The 16,092-nt window shown below is 70.3% G+C and carries 15 protein-coding genes; 11 read left to right on the forward strand and 4 right to left on the reverse strand.

Annotated elements, in window-relative coordinates; genetic code table 11:
• Positions 1-5: 5 nt before the first annotated feature.
• Together AC3WQM_RS22870 and creD are read right to left on the reverse strand one after the other, a co-directional pair.
• Positions 6-1,298 carry a glycoside hydrolase family 3 N-terminal domain-containing protein gene (locus AC3WQM_RS22870; RefSeq protein ID WP_492681933.1) on the reverse strand — a complete coding sequence of 431 codons (1,293 nt, stop codon included), beginning with the start codon at positions 1,296-1,298 and terminating at the stop codon, positions 6-8.
• A complete protein-coding gene (creD, locus tag AC3WQM_RS22875; RefSeq protein WP_492681935.1) occupies positions 1,295-2,764 on the reverse strand; it encodes a cell envelope integrity protein CreD in 1,470 nt (489 codons plus the stop codon). Before creD ends, AC3WQM_RS22870 begins: the two co-directional genes overlap by 4 nt.
• Before the next feature lie 216 nt (positions 2,765-2,980).
• Here creD and AC3WQM_RS22880 point away from each other — a divergent pair, with 216 nt between their 5' ends.
• The 7 genes from AC3WQM_RS22880 to AC3WQM_RS22910 all read left to right on the forward strand — a co-directional run bounded on the left by AC3WQM_RS22880 (position 2,981) and on the right by AC3WQM_RS22910 (position 10,377).
• Positions 2,981-5,041 carry a VIT and vWA domain-containing protein gene (locus AC3WQM_RS22880; protein WP_492681937.1) on the forward strand — a complete coding sequence of 687 codons (2,061 nt, stop codon included), beginning with the start codon at positions 2,981-2,983 and terminating at the stop codon, positions 5,039-5,041.
• A 17-nt stretch (positions 5,042-5,058) separates the two neighbouring features.
• Entirely contained in the window at positions 5,059-5,991 is a 933-nt protein-coding gene (gene xrtQ, locus AC3WQM_RS22885) for an exosortase Q (RefSeq protein WP_492681939.1), read from the forward strand.
• Positions 5,972-6,541, forward strand: coding sequence for a hypothetical protein (locus tag AC3WQM_RS22890; protein WP_492681941.1), 570 nt, complete (start codon positions 5,972-5,974; stop codon positions 6,539-6,541). Before xrtQ ends, AC3WQM_RS22890 begins: the two co-directional genes overlap by 20 nt.
• 34 nt (positions 6,542-6,575) lie before the next feature.
• On the forward strand, positions 6,576-7,823 hold the full coding sequence (locus AC3WQM_RS22895; RefSeq protein WP_492681943.1) for a biosynthetic peptidoglycan transglycosylase: 1,248 nt from the start codon (positions 6,576-6,578) through the stop codon (positions 7,821-7,823).
• Entirely contained in the window at positions 7,820-8,584 is a 765-nt protein-coding gene (locus tag AC3WQM_RS22900) for a GNAT family N-acetyltransferase (protein ID WP_492681945.1), read from the forward strand. The genes AC3WQM_RS22895 and AC3WQM_RS22900 overlap by 4 nt, the downstream gene beginning before the upstream one ends.
• 70 nt (positions 8,585-8,654) lie before the next feature.
• Positions 8,655-9,548, forward strand: coding sequence for a pirin family protein (locus AC3WQM_RS22905; RefSeq protein ID WP_492681947.1), 894 nt, complete (start codon positions 8,655-8,657; stop codon positions 9,546-9,548).
• Positions 9,549-9,798: 250 nt separating this feature from the next.
• Positions 9,799-10,377, forward strand: coding sequence for a Spy/CpxP family protein refolding chaperone (locus AC3WQM_RS22910; protein WP_489060437.1), 579 nt, complete (start codon positions 9,799-9,801; stop codon positions 10,375-10,377).
• A 101-nt stretch (positions 10,378-10,478) separates the two neighbouring features.
• Here the strand turns inward: AC3WQM_RS22910 and AC3WQM_RS22915 are convergent, their stop codons facing one another.
• A complete protein-coding gene (locus AC3WQM_RS22915) occupies positions 10,479-10,853 on the reverse strand; it encodes a serine/threonine protein kinase (RefSeq protein ID WP_492681949.1) in 375 nt (124 codons plus the stop codon).
• Positions 10,854-11,079: 226 nt separating this feature from the next.
• Here AC3WQM_RS22915 and AC3WQM_RS22920 point away from each other — a divergent pair, with 226 nt between their 5' ends.
• The 4 genes from AC3WQM_RS22920 (at position 11,080) to AC3WQM_RS22935 (ending at position 14,764) form a co-directional block, all read left to right on the forward strand.
• Positions 11,080-11,877: an endonuclease/exonuclease/phosphatase family protein gene (locus tag AC3WQM_RS22920; protein WP_492681951.1), complete on the forward strand. Its 798-nt coding sequence runs from the start codon at positions 11,080-11,082 to the stop codon at positions 11,875-11,877.
• Between the two features lie 14 nt (positions 11,878-11,891).
• Complete coding sequence (gene clsB, locus AC3WQM_RS22925) at positions 11,892-13,172, forward strand: cardiolipin synthase ClsB (protein ID WP_492681953.1); 1,281 nt, start codon at positions 11,892-11,894, stop codon at positions 13,170-13,172.
• Positions 13,169-14,146 (forward strand): lysylphosphatidylglycerol synthase domain-containing protein, encoded by a 978-nt coding sequence (locus AC3WQM_RS22930; RefSeq protein ID WP_492681955.1) that lies wholly within the window; start codon positions 13,169-13,171, stop codon positions 14,144-14,146. The genes clsB and AC3WQM_RS22930 overlap by 4 nt, the downstream gene beginning before the upstream one ends.
• Before the next feature lie 117 nt (positions 14,147-14,263).
• On the forward strand, positions 14,264-14,764 hold the full coding sequence (locus AC3WQM_RS22935; protein WP_492681957.1) for a polyhydroxyalkanoate granule-associated phasin: 501 nt from the start codon (positions 14,264-14,266) through the stop codon (positions 14,762-14,764).
• 12 nt (positions 14,765-14,776) lie between these two features.
• Here the strand turns inward: AC3WQM_RS22935 and AC3WQM_RS22940 are convergent, their stop codons facing one another.
• A complete protein-coding gene (locus tag AC3WQM_RS22940; RefSeq protein WP_492681959.1) occupies positions 14,777-15,973 on the reverse strand; it encodes a metallophosphoesterase in 1,197 nt (398 codons plus the stop codon).
• Positions 15,974-16,092: the final 119 nt, after the last annotated feature.

Genomic DNA, 16,092 nt, shown 5'->3' on the forward strand with positions numbered 1-16,092 from the left:
GGGGGCTAGCGAAGAGGTTGGAGCCGTGGCGCGCGCGGGCGTTCCGTCACCCGGGGATCGAGCGCGCCGCGCCGCACGCCTTCCAGCGCGCAGTGCATGGCATCGAAATACTTGTCGTGGTCGTAGGCGATGAGCAGCAGGTCCACCCCGGCGTCGAGTGCGCCCAGCGTGGCGTTGCAAAGACCTCGGTTGTAGGCCCCGCCCATCGTGAGGTCGTCGGTGACGAGCAGGCCCTGAAAGCCCCATTCGCCTCGAATCACCTGCTGCACGATTTTGCGTGAGAAAGAGACCGGCGCGTCCGCGTCGAGTTCCCCAAGGATGACATGGGCCAGCATGATCGCGGCATCCGAATGTTTCGACACGTCTTGAAACGGCTTCCAGTCGCGCGCGGCCAGGCGGGCCACGGGCGTGCGCAGTTCGGCACCCATGTGGTGCGTGTCCTCGGTCACGCTGGCCAGGCCGGGAAAGTGCTTGAGCGTTCCGCGCACCCCAGCCGATTCAAGGCCTTGCTCGTAAGCGAGCGCCACCTGCGCGGTGACGTCGGGGTCGCTGGAAATGGCGCGTTCCTCGATGCGGGTGTGCAGGTCCCAGCGGCCCGGGGCGCGGCCGGGACGCAGGTCGACCACCGGGCTGAAGTTCAGCGTGATGCCCAGCGCGGCGAGCGCCCCGCCCTGCTGCGCGCCGTAGGCGCGGGCACGTTGCAACAGTTCGTGTGCGGGCACGTCGGCCTCCAGCAGGCTGGCGAGTGCCGGCTGGCGGGGCACCATCGGCGACAGGCGCGAGACGCCGCCGCCTTCCTGGTCAGTCGCGACCACCAGCGGCGGCAGGCCGGCCGCGAGCCGCAGCGCCTGCAGGCTGGCGATTTCCGCGCGCAGGGTGTCGGCGCTGCGGCCCTTCACGTTGCGGCCGGTGACGAAGATGCCGCCGATCAGGCCCCGGCGGACCAGCTCGCGCAGGTCGCTCGCGTCGTCGTAGCCGACGATGAAGCGCGCACCCAGTGCCTGCGCCACCGGGCCCGAGGCTGCGTTCACTTCCAGCCGGTGCTGGCGCGAGGCCAGCTCGTGGCCCAGCGCCGTCAGCGTCGCGCCCACCACCAGGGCCAGCGCCACGACTCGGCGCGCACCGCGTGCGCTGCGCCAGGCGATCGCGGCGGCGGCGCACAGCGCGGCGAGCAGCAGCGGCAGCTCTTCCTCGCGCAGGAAGCGCAGATGCGGGTCCTTCAGGTGCCAGGCCCAGGCGCACAGCACGGCCAGCAGCAGCCAGCCGAGCACGCCGGGGAGGGCGCGCAGCAGTCTCATGCGTCCACCGTGGCCGCTGGCGCCGCCTCGTTGCGGCGCGACAGCGCATACCAGTCGACCTTGCGCGTCACCAGCATCAGCGTGGCCAGCATGCCGAAGATCAGCAGCGCGCCCAGCAGCAGCGCATTGCTTTCCGAGGCCAGCAGGCCGTAGAGCGCGCCGTACAGCAGCGCCACGAAGGCGGCGAACGACAGGCCGCGTTGCCAGCCGCCGAGCACCGCGCTGAAGTACACGGCCAGCAGCGCCACGCTCGCACCGGCCGCGCCCGCGTAGGCCATCCAGAAGGCGAACTTCTCCGACAGCGCGAGCAGCAGCAGGAAGAACAGCGCGATCGACAGGCCCACCAGCCCGTACTGCACCGGGTGCAGGCGCAGCTTGCGGAACAGCTCGAACATGAAGGCCGCCATCAGCACCAGGCCGATGAAGAGCGCGCCGTACTTGCCGGCCCGCGTGCTCATCGAATACACGTTGACCGGCTGCGCGAGCGACACGTCGAAGGTCTGCAGCGGGCCCGAGGCATGGCGTGGCGGGGGCGCCGTGCGCACGACGGCCGCCGCGGCGTTCTGCGCGGCATCGCCTTCGCTACCCCACAGGCCGGCGCGCACCTGCTCGCGCGCCGTGGTCACGAGCGAGGACACGCGCCAGTGCGCGTCGAAGCCCTGCGGCGTCACCTCGCGCTGCGTGGCCAGGAAGCGTCCGCCGAAGCTGGGGTGCGCCCACGGGGAACGCAGGTGCGCGGTGGTTTCCTCGGCGATCGGCACCATCGAGAGCGTGTCCTGGCCCACCAGCGAGAGCTTCATGTCGAAAGTCAGCGGTTTGCCCGTCTGCCATGCGGCGAGCGCGGCGCCCGAGAGCGGCGCGTGGATGCCGTCGGCATAGGTGGCGTTGTCGGGCAGGCCGGGCACGCGCTGGCGAAAGCGCAGCGCTTCGCCTTCGATGGTGAGCGCGGGCGAGCCGTCGAGGCCGCGCAGGTCGCTCACGTGAAAGGCGATCAGCGGCGGGCGGAACTCGATCGACGAATCGCTTTCGCTGTGCGGCACGGCGCGCGGGTCGAAGCCCGCGAAGCCGCCGTCGAGCGCGGCCGTGAGCGTGTAGAACGGAATGCGGAAGATGCCGCGGTAGCGCTCCTGCGTGGCCATGCTGCCTTCGATGTTCAGCTTGTCGGGGAACACGGCGTGCGTCATCTCCTTGCTCTGCGGGGCCTGGCCGATCACCTTGCCCTGCGCGTCGCGCAGCGGCTCCATCCAGCGCTCCACATACGGCACCAGCAGCACGGGGCCGACCATGGTTTGCGGCCCGGCATAGGACGCGGCCAGTTCGCGCGCGGCCTCCTGCTGGCTTTCGCCGCGGGCGTGGTTCAGGTCGTCGATGCGCGCCAGCGGAATGCACAGCACCAGCAGCAGGAAGAACAGGCCGGCCACCTTGACCAGCACCGAAGCCTGCAGGGCCTTCAACAGTTGAAGCATGGGTTTCTCCCCTCTCTTGCGGGTTTTTTCGTGATGAGGCGCCGATGCTCTCCGGCCGATCCGAAGGCCGTATGAAGCCGCCGCGCCGCGCACTTCACACAGACTTCACACAGCGGCGCATCCGGTTGTGGCGACTTCAACGCGCCTTCCAACTGCCTTCTCGCACGCTCACGACAGTGAGGGCCGTGCAAGTTCGCACGCAGAAGGACACCCGCCATGGACACCCCCACCACCCCACGCCCCGGCCGTTGGCTCTGGCTCGCCACCGTGAGCCTGGCCACCGTGGGTTTCATCGCCATGGGCGCCCGCCCGGTCCACGCGCAGGAAGCGCCCGCCGGTCCGCGCCTGAAGACCGAGAGCCCGTACTTCTTCGTCAAGAGCGACGACCCCTCGGTCGATCGCCTGCCGCTGAAGGGCACCGAGGTCTCGGTCAAGATTTCGGGCGTGATCGCCGATGTCACGGTCACGCAGACCTACCGCAACGAAGGCCAGCGCGCCATCGAGGCGAAGTACGTGTTCCCCGGTTCCACCAAGGCGGCGGTGAGCGGCCTCAACGTGCGCCTGGCCGACCGCCTGATCACGGCGCAGATCCGCGAGAAGCAGCAGGCGAAGATCGAATACGACACCGCCAAGAAGGAAGGCAAGACCGCCGCGCTGCTCGAGCAGCACCTGCCCAACGTGTTCCAGATGAACGTCGCCAACATCCTGCCGGGCGACGACGTGAAGGTCGAGCTGCGCTACACCGAGCTGCTGGTGCCGCAGTCGGGCAACTACCAGTTCGTGTTCCCGACCGTGGTCGGGCCGCGCTACAACAGCCCGCAGTCGGAGAACGCACAGGCGAAGTGGCCGGCGCAGCCCACGCTGCGCGCCGGCGTGGCACCGAGCACGAGCTTCAAGCTCACGGCGAGCATCGACACGCCGATGGGCCTGAAGGAAATCCGCTCCGCCACGCACACCATCGACGTGAAGAAGCGCGACGAAGACCAGCACGCCGACATCACGCTCGGTGCCGACGGCCGCCCCGCCGACAACCGCGACTTCGTGCTCGACTACCGCCTGGCGGGCGAGAAGATCGAGTCGGGCCTCATGCTCTACAAGGGCCAGGGCGAGAACGCAGAAAACTTCTTTCTCGCCATGGTCGAGCCGCCCAAGGCCGTGACCGCCAGCGCCATCTCGCCGCGCGACTACATCTTCGTGGTCGACATCTCGGGCTCGATGCACGGCTTTCCGCTCGATACCGCCAAGACCGTGCTCGAGCGCCTGATCGGCGGCCTGCGCCCCAGCGACACCTTCAACGTGCTGCTGTTCTCGGGCAGCAACAAGATGCTGTCGCCGCAGTCGGTGCCGGCCACGCGCGCCAACATCGAGCAGGCGCTCGCCACCATCAAGAACTACAGCGGCAGCGGCAGCACCGAGCTGATCCCGGCGCTCAAGCGCGTGTACGCCGAACCCAAGGCCACGAACGTGTCGCGCACCGTGGTGGTGGTGACCGACGGCTACGTGACGGTCGAGCGCGAAGCCTTCGAGCTGGTGCGCAACAACCTCTCCAAGGCCAACGTGTTCGCCTTCGGCATCGGCTCGTCGGTGAACCGCAGCCTCATGGAAGGCATCGCGCGCGCCGGCATGGGCGAGCCCTTCATCATCACCGACCCGGTGCAGGCACCCGAGCAGGCCGCGCGCTTTCGCCGCATGGTGGAGTCACCCGTGCTCACGAACGTGAAGGCCACCTTCGGCGGGCTGGACGTGTACGACGTGGAGCCGCAGGCGCTGCCCGACGTGCTGGGCGAGCGCCCCGTGATCGTGTTCGGCAAGTGGCGTGGCGAGGCCAAGGGCCGCGTGATCATCGAAGGCCAGGCCGCCACCGGCCCGTACCGCGAGGAAGTGCGCATCACGCCGCAGACGCGCCAGGACACCGCCGCGCTGCGCACGCTGTGGGCACGCCACCGCATCCAGAGCCTGAGCGACCAGGAAGCGCTCGAGGGCAGCGCCGCCTTCAAGGACCGCATCACCGAGCTGGGCCTGAAGTACAGCCTGCTCACGCAGTACACCAGCTTCATCGCGGTGGACAAGGTGGTGCGCAACGTGGCGCCGCAGAACAGCGTGGACGTGAACCAGCCGCTGCCGATGCCCCAGGGCGTGAGCGACCTGGCACTGGGCGCCGAGGTGCCGAGCACGCCGGAGCCGGAAACGCTGGGCGCGATCGCCGTGGTGCTGTCGATGCTGGCCATGCTGCGCCGCCGCGCGCGCCGCAACGATCCGCGCCGCTTTACTGCTTGAACACAGGACGCACGACCATGTCTCTGGCAACCCTGGCCCACCACCATCCGCGCGTCGTGGACTGGGCCATCCGCATCGACCGCACGCCGGCCTTCGGCTGGCTCGCGCTGCAGTGCGCCGCGCTCGCGCCCACCTGGGCCTGGATGGCGCGCCGCCTGCAGGACGGTTCCGACGATCCGCTGGGCCTCGTGGCGCTGGTCACCCTGGCGGCGCTGGCCTGGCAGTGCCGGCGCGAGCTGCGCGCCTCGCCGCGCCTGGGCTGGCTGGCGCTGGCCGGAGCCGGCACCGTGCTCGCCACGCTGCTGCGCACGGGGCTCGGTGGCCTGCCCGCGCTGCCGCCGCTGGCCTCGGGCCTGGTGGCGGTGCTGTCGCTCGCGGCCGGGCTGCTGGCCTTCCTGCCGCGTGGCGTGGCGGCGCTGCCGGTGGCCGGGCTGTCGGTGCTGGCGCTGCCGCTGCTGTCGTCGCTGCAGTTCTACGCCGGCTACCCGCTGCGCGTGGTGACGGCCGAGGCCAGCCGCTGGCTGCTCGCGCCGGGTTTCGAGGTGGCGCGCGAAGGCGCGACGCTGATGGTCGACGGCCGCCTGGTGATCGTCGACGCGCCCTGCTCGGGCGTGCAGATGGTGTGGCTGGGCTATTTCACGGCCTGCGCGGTCGCGCTGTGGGCGCGGCGCAGCGACCGCGCCTTCCTGCGCCGCCTGCCGGCGGTCGGCCTGCTGGTGCTGGCCGGCAACATCGTGCGCAACAGCGTGCTGATCGCCTGCGAAGGCGCCGGCCACGCGCTCGCGCCCTGGGCGCACAACGCGCTGGGGCTGGTGCTGCTGGCCGTGGTGTGCGGCGCCATCGCGCGCCTGATGGTGCCGGCGCGCGTGGCGCCGCGCATCGAGCTCGAACGCCCGCTGCCGGGCCTGATCACCGCCGAAGGAGGCCGCCGTGTCGATACCGTTCGTTGAGCGCTGGTTCGCCAACCATTTCATCAACCGCGTGGGCCACAAGAGCGCGTTCGCGCTGGCGATGCTGCTGTGCGTGCTCTGGTCGGCTGCGGCGGCGCTGCGCGCGCCCGCTGAAGAGGCTGACGCCGTGGGTTCCCACGAATGGCCCAGCCAGTGGGACGGCGTGCCGCTGCGCCCGCTGGCGCTGAGCGAGGTCGAGCAGCGCTTTGCCGATCGCTTTCCGGGCGCCATCGGCCGCATGACCGACGGCCAGCAGACGCTGGTGATGCGCGCCGTGAACCGGCCCACGCGCATGCTGCATCCGGCCGCCGACTGCTACCGCGCGCTGGGCTACCGCATCAAGCAGGCGCGGCTGGAACGCGACGCGCAGGAGCGGATGTGGCGCTGTTTTGTGGCGCAACGGCACGGTACGGCAAATTTCCGCGTCTGCGAGCGCATCGTCGACGCCCAAGGCACGGCTTTCACCGACACTTCGGCTTGGTACTGGGCGGCGGCCAGCGGCCAGTCGCACGGTCCGTGGCAAGCTGTCACCGTGGCAAGACCGATGTGATGAGAACGTGTTTGTGAAGAAGACCCTGAGATTCGTGATTTACGGGCTGCTGGCCCTGGTGCTGACAGCCCTGGTGGCTATCTTCCTGATAGCCAAGATCGCCCTTGCCCCCTCCGCGGGCGAGTGGAGCACCACGGTCAAGGCCGGTCCGCTCGACTTCGAGGTCGGCGTGCCGACTGCGGTGCGCCTGGCCACCTCGTCCTGGTTCGCGCCGCGGCTGAACGGCCACGCGCTGGACACCCGCTTCGGCACCGTGCATTTCACCTGGGACGACAAAACCGGCCAGCAGCAGATGCGCTGCGCGCCGTGCAGCGCCGACGTGCCTGCGCTCGGTACACAGCCCATCAAGGTCGAGCGGCTGGTGGCCACCGTGCGGCGCGACGGCAACACGCTGGCCGGCACCTTCGAGGCCACGCCGCAGGCAGCCGACAGCAACGCCCTGCTGCAGGGCACCTGGACCGGCCGCCTGGCGCCGAAGAACCTGCAACTCGACGTCCGCGTGCAGGACGCGCCCATCGCCCGCTGGTATGCCGTGCTGGTGCCGGCGCTGCCCGAACTGCAGCGCGCCCGCATCGGCGGCACGCTGGCGCTGCAGGCGCAGCTGCTGCTGCCCGACGCCACCTTCGCGGTGCAGCCGGCCATCAGCCAGTTCACCGTCGAGGGGCTTGGCACCGAGGCCATGCTGGGCGCGCGCACCAGCTGCGGCCCGTCGGCCAAGCTGGCCAACGACAGCTGGCTGGCGCGCGCCGTCATCGCGGCGGAAGACCAGCGCTTCTTCAGCCACGCCGGCTACGACCTGACCGAGATCCTCGCCTCGATCGACCACAACCAGAAGCCCGGCCAGACCCGGCGCGGCGGCAGCACGCTCACGCAGCAGCTGGCCAAGCTGCTGGTCACCGGCAGCGACCGCACGGCCGAGCGCAAGCTGCGCGAGCTGCTCTACGCGGTCGAGATGGAACAGACGCTGGGCAAGGCCCGCATTCTGCAGCTGTACCTCGACAACGCCCCGTGGGGCGGCAACCTGTGCGGCGGCGAGGCCGCGGCGCGGCGCTACTTCAAGCGCAGCGCGCGCACGCTCGAGCCGGCGCAGGCGGTCTGGCTCGCGGCCATGCTGCACAAGCCGCAGGCCGTGCTCGAGCAATGGCGGCGCGACGGCCAGATCGATCCCGACCGAACCAAGTGGGTGGCCGAGAGCGTGCGCGGCATCAGCCGCAACCAGCGCGAGGCGCTGCTCAAGAGCGTGGCCGCGGCCAAGTACGCGCCGCCGGAAGCCGTGCAATGAGCATTGCCCCGCACGACATCGAAGCCATCGAGCGCGCCACCGTCGCGGCGGTCGCACCCGAAGCCTGCGAGGAACTCGACGGCTGGCTGCTGCCCTTCGACCGCGGCACCGTCAAACGTGCCCGCTCCGCCGTGCCGCTGCACCGCGACCCGGTCGAGCCCGCCACGCTGGACCGCATCGAAGACCGCTGCGACAGCCGCCAGGTCGCGCCCGCGCTGCGGCTGGCCGACGCTGCCTGCTTCGACACGCTGCGCGCCGAACTCGCCCGCCGGCATTACGTGGCCGACAGCCCGATCTGCGTGCAGACCGGCTTGGCACGGCGCATGCGCGACCTCGTCGCGGCGGACGTGCGGCTGGCCGATGTCGACGCGACACCCGACCCGGCCTGGGCCGCGCTGTTCCTCGGCGAGGGTTTCGACCCGGTCGATGGCGTGCACCGCGTGCGCTCGCTGTCGCGCGCCACGGGTTCGCTCTTTGCGAGCGTGCGCGAAAACGGCGCCACCGTGGCGGCCGGCGCCATGGCCTTCGGCCACGGCTGGGCCAGCGTGCATGGCATGCGCACCGAACAGTCGCAGCGCGGGCGCGGCCTGGCCGGGCGCGTGCTCGCCGGCCTGGCGCAGGCGGCACTGGCGCGCGGCGTCGAGCGCGTATTCCTGCAGGTCGACGCGCAGAACCAGCCGGCGCTGGCCCTGTACCGCCGCGCGGGCTTCGAGACGCGCTGGCAGTACTGCTACTGGCAGCGCCAGCAGTGGCCGCGCTGAGCTGAACCCCACCGGCAGTGGGCGCCCCCACCGGTGGCGCGGTCGGGGCTTTGGTGCCACCATGGGCGGCATGACGAACGTTCATGCCCACCACCACCCCACCGATCCCGTCGCCACCCCGCGCGGCATCGACCACATCGTGGCCGGTGTTTCCACCAGTGACGGCGACGGCGTCAAACTCACCCGCGTGCTGCAGCAGCCGCTGCAGAAGCGGCTCGACCCCTACCTGATGCTCGATGCCTTCGGCAGCGACAACCCGGGCGACTACATCGGTGGCTTTCCGAACCACCCGCACCGGGGCTTCGAAACGGTCACTTACATGATCGCCGGGCGCATGCGCCACCGCGACAGCGCGGGCCACGAAGGCCTGCTCGAGAACGGCGGCGTGCAATGGATGACGGCCGGCCGCGGCCTCGTGCACAGCGAGCTGCCCGAGCAGGAAGAAGGCCTGATGGAAGGCTTCCAGCTGTGGCTCAACCTGCCGGCGAAGGACAAGATGCGCGAGCCCTGGTACCGCGACATCCAGAGCCACGAGATCCCCGAGTTCACCACCGCCAGCGGTGCGCATGTGCGCGTGATCGCCGGCACCAGCCACGGCGTCGTGGGCGCGGAGCAGCGCGCGCACACCCAGCCGCTGTACCTGGACATCACGCTGCCGCCCGGCGCCGAGTTCGCGCAGCCGCTGCCGCCCGACCACAACGCGTTGGTCTACGTGTTCCGCGAGTCGCTGTGGATCGCGGGCAGCGAGGTGCCGACGCGGCGCATGGCCATCCTGGCGAACGACCCCGGCAGCGACGGCACGGTGCTGCGCGCCGGCGCCAGCAACCACAGCCCGGCGCGCGCGCTGCTGATCGCCGGCAAGCCGCTGAACGAGCCCATCGCGCAGTACGGCCCCTTCGTGATGAACACACAGGAACAGATCAAGCAGGCGGTGCACGACTTCCAGAACGGCAAGCTGGGTTGAGCCTGTGGTCGCTCGCCTGCCGCAAGTCGGCGCGACGTTCGGTTCGCGCCGGCAAGCTGCAGGCGCCCGACCGCGGGTTGAAGGCGCCCCGGCCCAAATAAGTCACGCTGCAGGCGGCAGGACCGCGCTGCGGTTCATGCTTCTTTACGCACGCTCACGTTCGGCTCACGGACGCGTTACAGAGACGTTCCACACTTCGTCTCACCCGCTGCCCTTTGGTGGCGGACTTCTTCGAAAGGAAGCGACTCTCATGATCTCTCTTCGCCAACGCATCGTCTGGGCCAGCCTGCTGGGTTCGGCCGCCCTCGCCTCTTCGGGTGCCTTCGCTCAGGCGCCGGCCGCCACCACGCCGTCGACGGCCGCACCCACGGCCGCCACGGCCCCCGCCGACGCCACCGCCGCACCCAAGGCGCAGCACCAGCGCATGGACCCGGCCCAGCGCATGGAGCGCATGAAGGAGCACCGTGCCAAGCGCATGGCCGCGCTGAAGGACAAGCTCAAGCTCACCAGCGCCCAGGAAGGCGCGTGGAGCAGCTTCACCGAGGCCAGCCAGCCGCCGGCCGGTGCCGCCCGCCCGCAGCGCATGGACCGCGCCGAGTTCGCGAAGCTGACCACGCCCCAGCGCCTGGAGCACATGCAGGCCCGCCAGGCCGAGCGCAGCGCCCGGTTCGCCAAGCGCGCCGAAGCGACCAAGACCTTCTATGCCGCGCTGACGCCCGAGCAGCAGAAGACCTTCGACGCCGAGACCGCGAAGTTCGCGGGCCACGGCCATCGCTTCCATCGCGGTGGGCATGAAGGCCACCACGGTGCAGCGCCTGCCAAGAGCTGACGACCGGGCGGCCGGCTGAAGGGAGCCGGCCTCCAGGAAAGGGCAGGAAAAAGCCCGCGATGCCTTGCGCATCGCGGGCTTTTTCGTGGGCGGGCGCGGTGTTACTGCGGCGTGCCCGTCTTCTCGGTCGGGTTGGTCGGCACCGCCGGGCGTTCGCCCGGCTGGCCGAAGCGCGGCTTCACGTGCTGCGCCTCGGCGCGCACCTCCGCGCGCGAGCGCTCGCCGGTGGGCGACGGCATCGCGTTGGGCTGGTGGTTCACGGTGGTGCTGGCCTCGCCCTTGGGCACCACGCTGTTGGCGTTGTTGCGGTTCTGCGCGCGGGCCTCGGCCTTCACGGCCTCGCGCGAGGCGGGCATCGCGCTATCGCCCGCCATCGGTTCAGCAGGTGCCGGCTTCTGGGCCTGTGCGGTGCCGGCGCCCAGCAGGGCGGCGAGCAGTGCGGCGGGGATCGTCAGGCGTTGCAGGGTGGTCATCATGGAATGCTCCTTTCGGGAGATGAAGAAAAGGCAAAGCGCGAGTGCTTGTCCAGTGAGTGGGATGGCATCGGCTTTGAAATCACCGTAGGAGCCTCGTTTCGGGCGCTGTGTGGGGGGGCGGCAGGCCTGCCTGTAGGAGCCCGCCGCCCTTGCGTGAAAGGCACGCGAAGAAGGTGGCGCGTTCCTACAGTCGGCGCGGGCGCGGCCACGTACAACGACAGCACCGATGTCCTCTTCCCCTTCTTCTGCGCTGCCTGAGCCGGCCCTGGCCGCCCCGCCGACCTCGCTCAAGGTCATGACCGTGAACACCCACAAGGGCTTCACGGCGCTCAACCGCCGCTTCATCCTTCCGGAGCTGCGCGATGCGGTGCGCACCGTGGGCGCCGACGTGGTGTTCCTGCAGGAGGTGATGGGCACGCACGCGCGCCATTCGCGCACCGTGAACAACTGGCCCGAGGCGCCGCACTACGAATTCCTGGCCGACACCATGTGGCCGCAGTTCGCTTACGGGCGCAACGCGGTGTATCCGAAGGGGCACCACGGCAACGCCGTGTTGTCGAAGTTTCCGATCGTGCATTTCCGCAACCACGACGTGTCGGTGAGCGGCCCCGAGAAGCGCGGCCTGCTGCACTGCGTGCTGCGCCTGCCCGGGCGCACGGTCGACGTGCATGTGATCTGTGCGCACCTCGGGCTGGCCGAGGCGCACCGTCAGCAGCAGCTGGAACTGCTGTGCCACATCGTGCGCGACGAGGTGCCGGCCGACGCGCCGCTGATCGTCGCGGGCGACTTCAACGACTGGCGCGCCCGCGCGCACGACGTGCTGGCCGAAGGCGCGTCGCTGCGCGAGGTGTTCGTGCATGCCCACGGCCGCGCCGCGCGCACCTTTCCGGCGCGCCTGCCGCTGCTGCCGCTGGACCGCATCTACGTGCGCAACGCGGGCGCGCACGCGCCCGTGGTGCTGCCGCGCCGGCCCTGGTCGCATCTGTCGGACCACGCCCCGCTGGTGGCGGACATCGACCTGTGAGCACCGAGGCCCCCATGCGTGACACCCCCGAGCGCGCCGGCCACTGGACCGGCGGCAACCGCATCGACCTGCTGGAGAACGGCGAGGAATTCTTTCCGCGCGTGTTCGAGGCCATTGGCGCGGCGCAGCGCGAAGTGATCATCGAGACCTTCATCCTCTTCGAGGACAAGGTGGGCCTGGCGCTGCACGCGGCCATGCGCGCGGCGGCGCAGCGCGGCGTGAAGGTCGACCTGATGATCGACGGCTTCGGCTCGCCCGACCTCTCGCGCGAATACCTCGAAAGCCTGGCCACGGCGGGCGTCAAGGTGCGCGTGTTCGACCCGGGCCAGCGCTTCCTGGGCCAGCGGCTCAACGTGTTCCGCCGCATGCACCGCAAGATCGTGGTGGTCGACGGCGAGCGCGCTTTCGTGGGCGGCATCAACTACTCGGCCGATCACCTGCTCGACTTCGGCCCCAAGGCCAAGCAGGACTACGCGGTCGAGCTGGCGGGGCCGATCGTGGCGGAGATCCATCAGTTCGTGCTGCGTGCCATCGCGGTCGGCGGCAAGGGCGTGGGCTGGTTCCGTCGAAGGCTGAAGCAGGCGCCGCCCGTGTCGCAACTGCAGGCCGCGGCGGGCGAGGCCGACGCGATCTTCGTCACGCGCGACAACCGCCGCCACACCAACGACATCGAGCGCCACTACCGCGCCGCGATCCGCGCCGCGCGCGAGCGCATCGTGATCGCCAACGCGTACTTCTTTCCGGGCTACCGGCTCATCAAGGAGCTGCGGCGCGCGGCGCGGCGCGGCGTCGATGTCCGCCTCATCCTGCAGGGCGAGCCCGACATGCCGATCGTGAAGACGGCCGCCGGCATGCTGTACCACCACCTGCTGCACGCGGGCGTGCGCATCTACGAGTACTGCGACCGCCCGCTGCACGGCAAGGTCGCGCTCATGGACGACCGCTGGAGCACCGTGGGCTCGAGCAACCTCGACCCGCTGAGCCTGTCGCTGAACCTCGAGGCCAACGTGGTCGTGCGCGACACCGCGTTCAACCACCTGCTGTGGGAGCGCATGGACCATCTCATGCAGCACAGCTGCAAGCAGATCGGCCCGGACGACCTGGCCAGCGAGTGGAGCGGCTGGCGGCTGGTGCGCAGCTTCTTCGTCTTCCACTTCTTGCGCTGGTACCCGTCGTGGTTCAACCGCCTGCCACGCCACGTGCCGCGTCTCACGCCGGCCGAGGCGACCGACCTGATGGCGCAGCAGAAGAAGCGCGCCGGCGACGAAGGCACGGCGCGCACGGAGACCGCATGAGCGCCTCGCTCGCGCTCACGCACCGGCCCTGGTGGCCATGGGTGCGGCGCGTGGCGATCTGGGCCTTCTTCGGCGGCATCGCCTGGCTGCTGCTGAAGCAGGCGCGCACCATCGACTGGGCCGAGGTGTTCGCTGCGCTGCGCGCGCTGCCGGCTCTCACGCTGCTCGCGGCCGGCGCGCTGGCCGCCGCCAGCTTCGCGCTCTACAGCACCTACGACCTGCTCGGGCGCCACCTCACGAAGCACCGGCTCGGCGCGGGCACCGTGGTTGGCGTGACCTTCATCAGCTACGCCTTCAACCTCAACTTCGGCTCGCTGGTGGGCGGCGTGGCCTTTCGCTACCGGCTGTACTCGCGCCTGGGGCTCGGCAACGAGACCATCACGCGCGTGCTGGGCTTCAGCATGCTGACCAACTGGCTCGGCTACCTCGTGGTGGCCGGCGCAGCGTTCTGCTTCTGGCCGATGGCGCTGCCGCCCGACTGGAAGATCGACGGCGGCGGCTTGCGCCTGCTCGGCGCGGTGCTGCTGATGGTGTCGCTGGCGTACCTGGCGCTGTGCGCGTTCTCCGATGGCCACGTCTGGCGCGTGCGCGGCCATGCGCTGCGCACGCCGGGCTTGCCGATGGCCTTGCTGCAGCTGGCGCTGTCCTGCGTCAACTGGTCGCTCATCGGCGGCGTGATCTGGGTGCTGCTGCAGGGCGAGGTCGGGTATCCGCAGGTGCTCGCGGTGCTGCTGGTCGCGGCCGTGGCGGGCGTGGTCACGCATGTGCCGGCGGGGCTCGGCGTGCTCGAGGCGGTGTTCGTCGCGCTGCTGGCGCACCAAGTGGCGGAAACCCGGCTGCTGGGCGCGCTGCTGGCCTACCGCGCGCTGTACTACCTGCTGCCGCTGGCCGTGGCGCTGGTCGCCTACCTCGTCACCGAGGCGCGTGCACGGCGCTTGCGCGCAGATGCCGGCAACAACCACAACAAACGTTAAATATTGCCCGCAGAAAGCAATCGATCGGTGAAATGACGGTCAGGAATTGTTGCACTGCAACAATTTTCACTTTGCAGGCCTATAGTGCCCCTCTGTTCCCCTACGTGCCCTCTTCCCATGTCGTCCTTCAGTACCACCGCCCGCGTGGCCAGCCCGCTGATGCAATGGGTCGACCTGGCCCTCAAGACCCACGAAACCCTGCTGTCGTCAGGCACGGTGATCCGCATGCGCACCGAGCGCATCGCGAGAGCCGGGCTTACGCCCAGCGCCGCCGATCTCGCAGAATTTCAGCTGATGGGCCACGAAAAGCTCGCCGCGGCGAGCGAATCGGGCCTGGCGATGGCGAAGCAATGGCACAGCAGCCAGGCCTCGCTGGCCCAGCGCGCGTGGCAGCAATGGCTGCAGGGCACCACCGCCCTCTTCTCGCTGGCCGGCAGCTTCACGCCGGCCCAGGCGGCCACGCATGGCGACGCGCTCGTGCAGGCCACGGCGCGCGGCGCCAGCACGGCGGGTCAGCTCACGGGTGTGGCGGTGCGCATTGCGCGCGAAGGCCTGAAGCCGATCCACGCCGCCGCCACCTCGAACGCACGGCGGCTGCTGGCCGAACTGCAGGCCTGACGCCGCTGCGTTTCAGGGTGGCGCCGGGACCAGCGTCACCAGCGTGATTTCCGACGGCGCGCCGAAACGCTTCGGCGGCCCCCAGTAGCCGGTGCCCCGGCTCACGTAGATCCACATGTCGTGCAGCCGGTGCAGGCCGGCCGTGAACGGCTGCTGCATCGGCACGAACAGGTTCCACGGGAAGAACTGGCCGCCGTGCGTGTGGCCCGACAGCTGCAGCTGGTAGCCGGCCGCGGCCGCCACCGGTGCGCTGCGCGGCTGGTGCGCCAGCAGCACGCGCGTGTGGACCAGCGGCGGCGCGTCGTACAGCGCCAGATGCGGATCGCTTGCGTGCGCGGCATCGAAGTGGCCGGCGGTGAAGTCGGTCACGCCGGCCAGCACCAGGGCGCTGTCGAACAGCTCTTCGTCGGTCTGCGCGCCGCGCACGTTGCGCGTCTGCAGCACCACGTGTTCGTTCAGCAGCACCTTCAGTCCGAGGCGGCGCAGCTCGTCGATCCAGGCATGCGCGCCCGCGTAGTACTCGTGGTTGCCCGTGACCACGAAGGTGCCGTGGCGCGCGCGCAGGCCCGCCAGCGGCGCGATGTGCTCGCGCAGTTCGGGCACGCTGCCGTCCACCAGGTCGCCGGTGATCGCGATGGCGTCGGCGCCGAGCCCGTTCACCGCATCGACGATGCGCTGGATGTAGCCGCTGCGGATCGTCGGACCCACGTGGATGTCGCTGAGCTGGGCGATCGTGAAGCCGGCCAGCGCCGCGGGCAGGCCGCGAATGGGCACGTCGACCTGCTTCACGCCGGCCGTGCGACGCGCGTTGACGAAGCCGATGAGCGACACGCCCGTGGCCAGCGCCAGCACCGCCAGCGCACTCCAGGGCCCGACCTTGTCCCAGGGCACCAGCAGGCCGCCGAGCGCGCTCGCGAGCCAGGCCAGCAGCAGGCCGAAGTCGCGCACCAGCGTCAGGATGAACAGCGAGGAGAACCAGCCCATGCTGATCAGGCCGATCCAGTGCAGCGTTTCGCCCGCGGGCTTCGCCTTGCGGCCGGCCTTCTGGCTGCGCGACACGAACGGTAGCGGCATCGTGACCGCCGACACCGCCAGCAGCACGAGCGCGAGCGGCCACGCAGGCGTGAGCGACGCCAGCGCGGGCAGCAGGCGCAGCGCGATGTAGACGTGCAGCAGCGCGGTCAGGACGCTCAGGGGACGGATCGGCATCAGGGCGGGGGAGGCGCGGGCATGGCCCGGGACACGTCATCTGCAAGGCGCATGCCGCGCATTCAAGGCGTCGAAAGCTGCCTGGGTCGCTATTTTTTCTATAGCGCAAGGCAACCGGA

It is taken from the genome of Variovorax sp. FW301-JW7 (genome assembly GCF_058788795.1).

Coding starts and splice junctions, on each gene's coding strand:
- xrtQ (WP_492681939.1), top strand. CDS start 5,059: ATGTCTCTGGCAACCCTGGCCCACCACCATCCGCGCGTCGTGGACTGG.
- AC3WQM_RS22930 (WP_492681955.1), top strand. CDS start 13,169: ATGAGCGCCTCGCTCGCGCTCACGCACCGGCCCTGGTGGCCATGGGTG.
- AC3WQM_RS22915 (WP_492681949.1), bottom strand. CDS start 10,853: ATGATGACCACCCTGCAACGCCTGACGATCCCCGCCGCACTGCTCGCC.
- clsB (WP_492681953.1), top strand. CDS start 11,892: ATGCGTGACACCCCCGAGCGCGCCGGCCACTGGACCGGCGGCAACCGC.
- AC3WQM_RS22935 (WP_492681957.1), top strand. CDS start 14,264: ATGTCGTCCTTCAGTACCACCGCCCGCGTGGCCAGCCCGCTGATGCAA.
- AC3WQM_RS22940 (WP_492681959.1), bottom strand. CDS start 15,973: ATGCCGATCCGTCCCCTGAGCGTCCTGACCGCGCTGCTGCACGTCTAC.
- AC3WQM_RS22910 (WP_489060437.1), top strand. CDS start 9,799: ATGATCTCTCTTCGCCAACGCATCGTCTGGGCCAGCCTGCTGGGTTCG.
- AC3WQM_RS22870 (WP_492681933.1), bottom strand. CDS start 1,298: ATGAGACTGCTGCGCGCCCTCCCCGGCGTGCTCGGCTGGCTGCTGCTG.
- AC3WQM_RS22905 (WP_492681947.1), top strand. CDS start 8,655: ATGACGAACGTTCATGCCCACCACCACCCCACCGATCCCGTCGCCACC.
- creD (WP_492681935.1), bottom strand. CDS start 2,764: ATGCTTCAACTGTTGAAGGCCCTGCAGGCTTCGGTGCTGGTCAAGGTG.
- AC3WQM_RS22900 (WP_492681945.1), top strand. CDS start 7,820: ATGAGCATTGCCCCGCACGACATCGAAGCCATCGAGCGCGCCACCGTC.
- AC3WQM_RS22920 (WP_492681951.1), top strand. CDS start 11,080: ATGTCCTCTTCCCCTTCTTCTGCGCTGCCTGAGCCGGCCCTGGCCGCC.
- AC3WQM_RS22880 (WP_492681937.1), top strand. CDS start 2,981: ATGGACACCCCCACCACCCCACGCCCCGGCCGTTGGCTCTGGCTCGCC.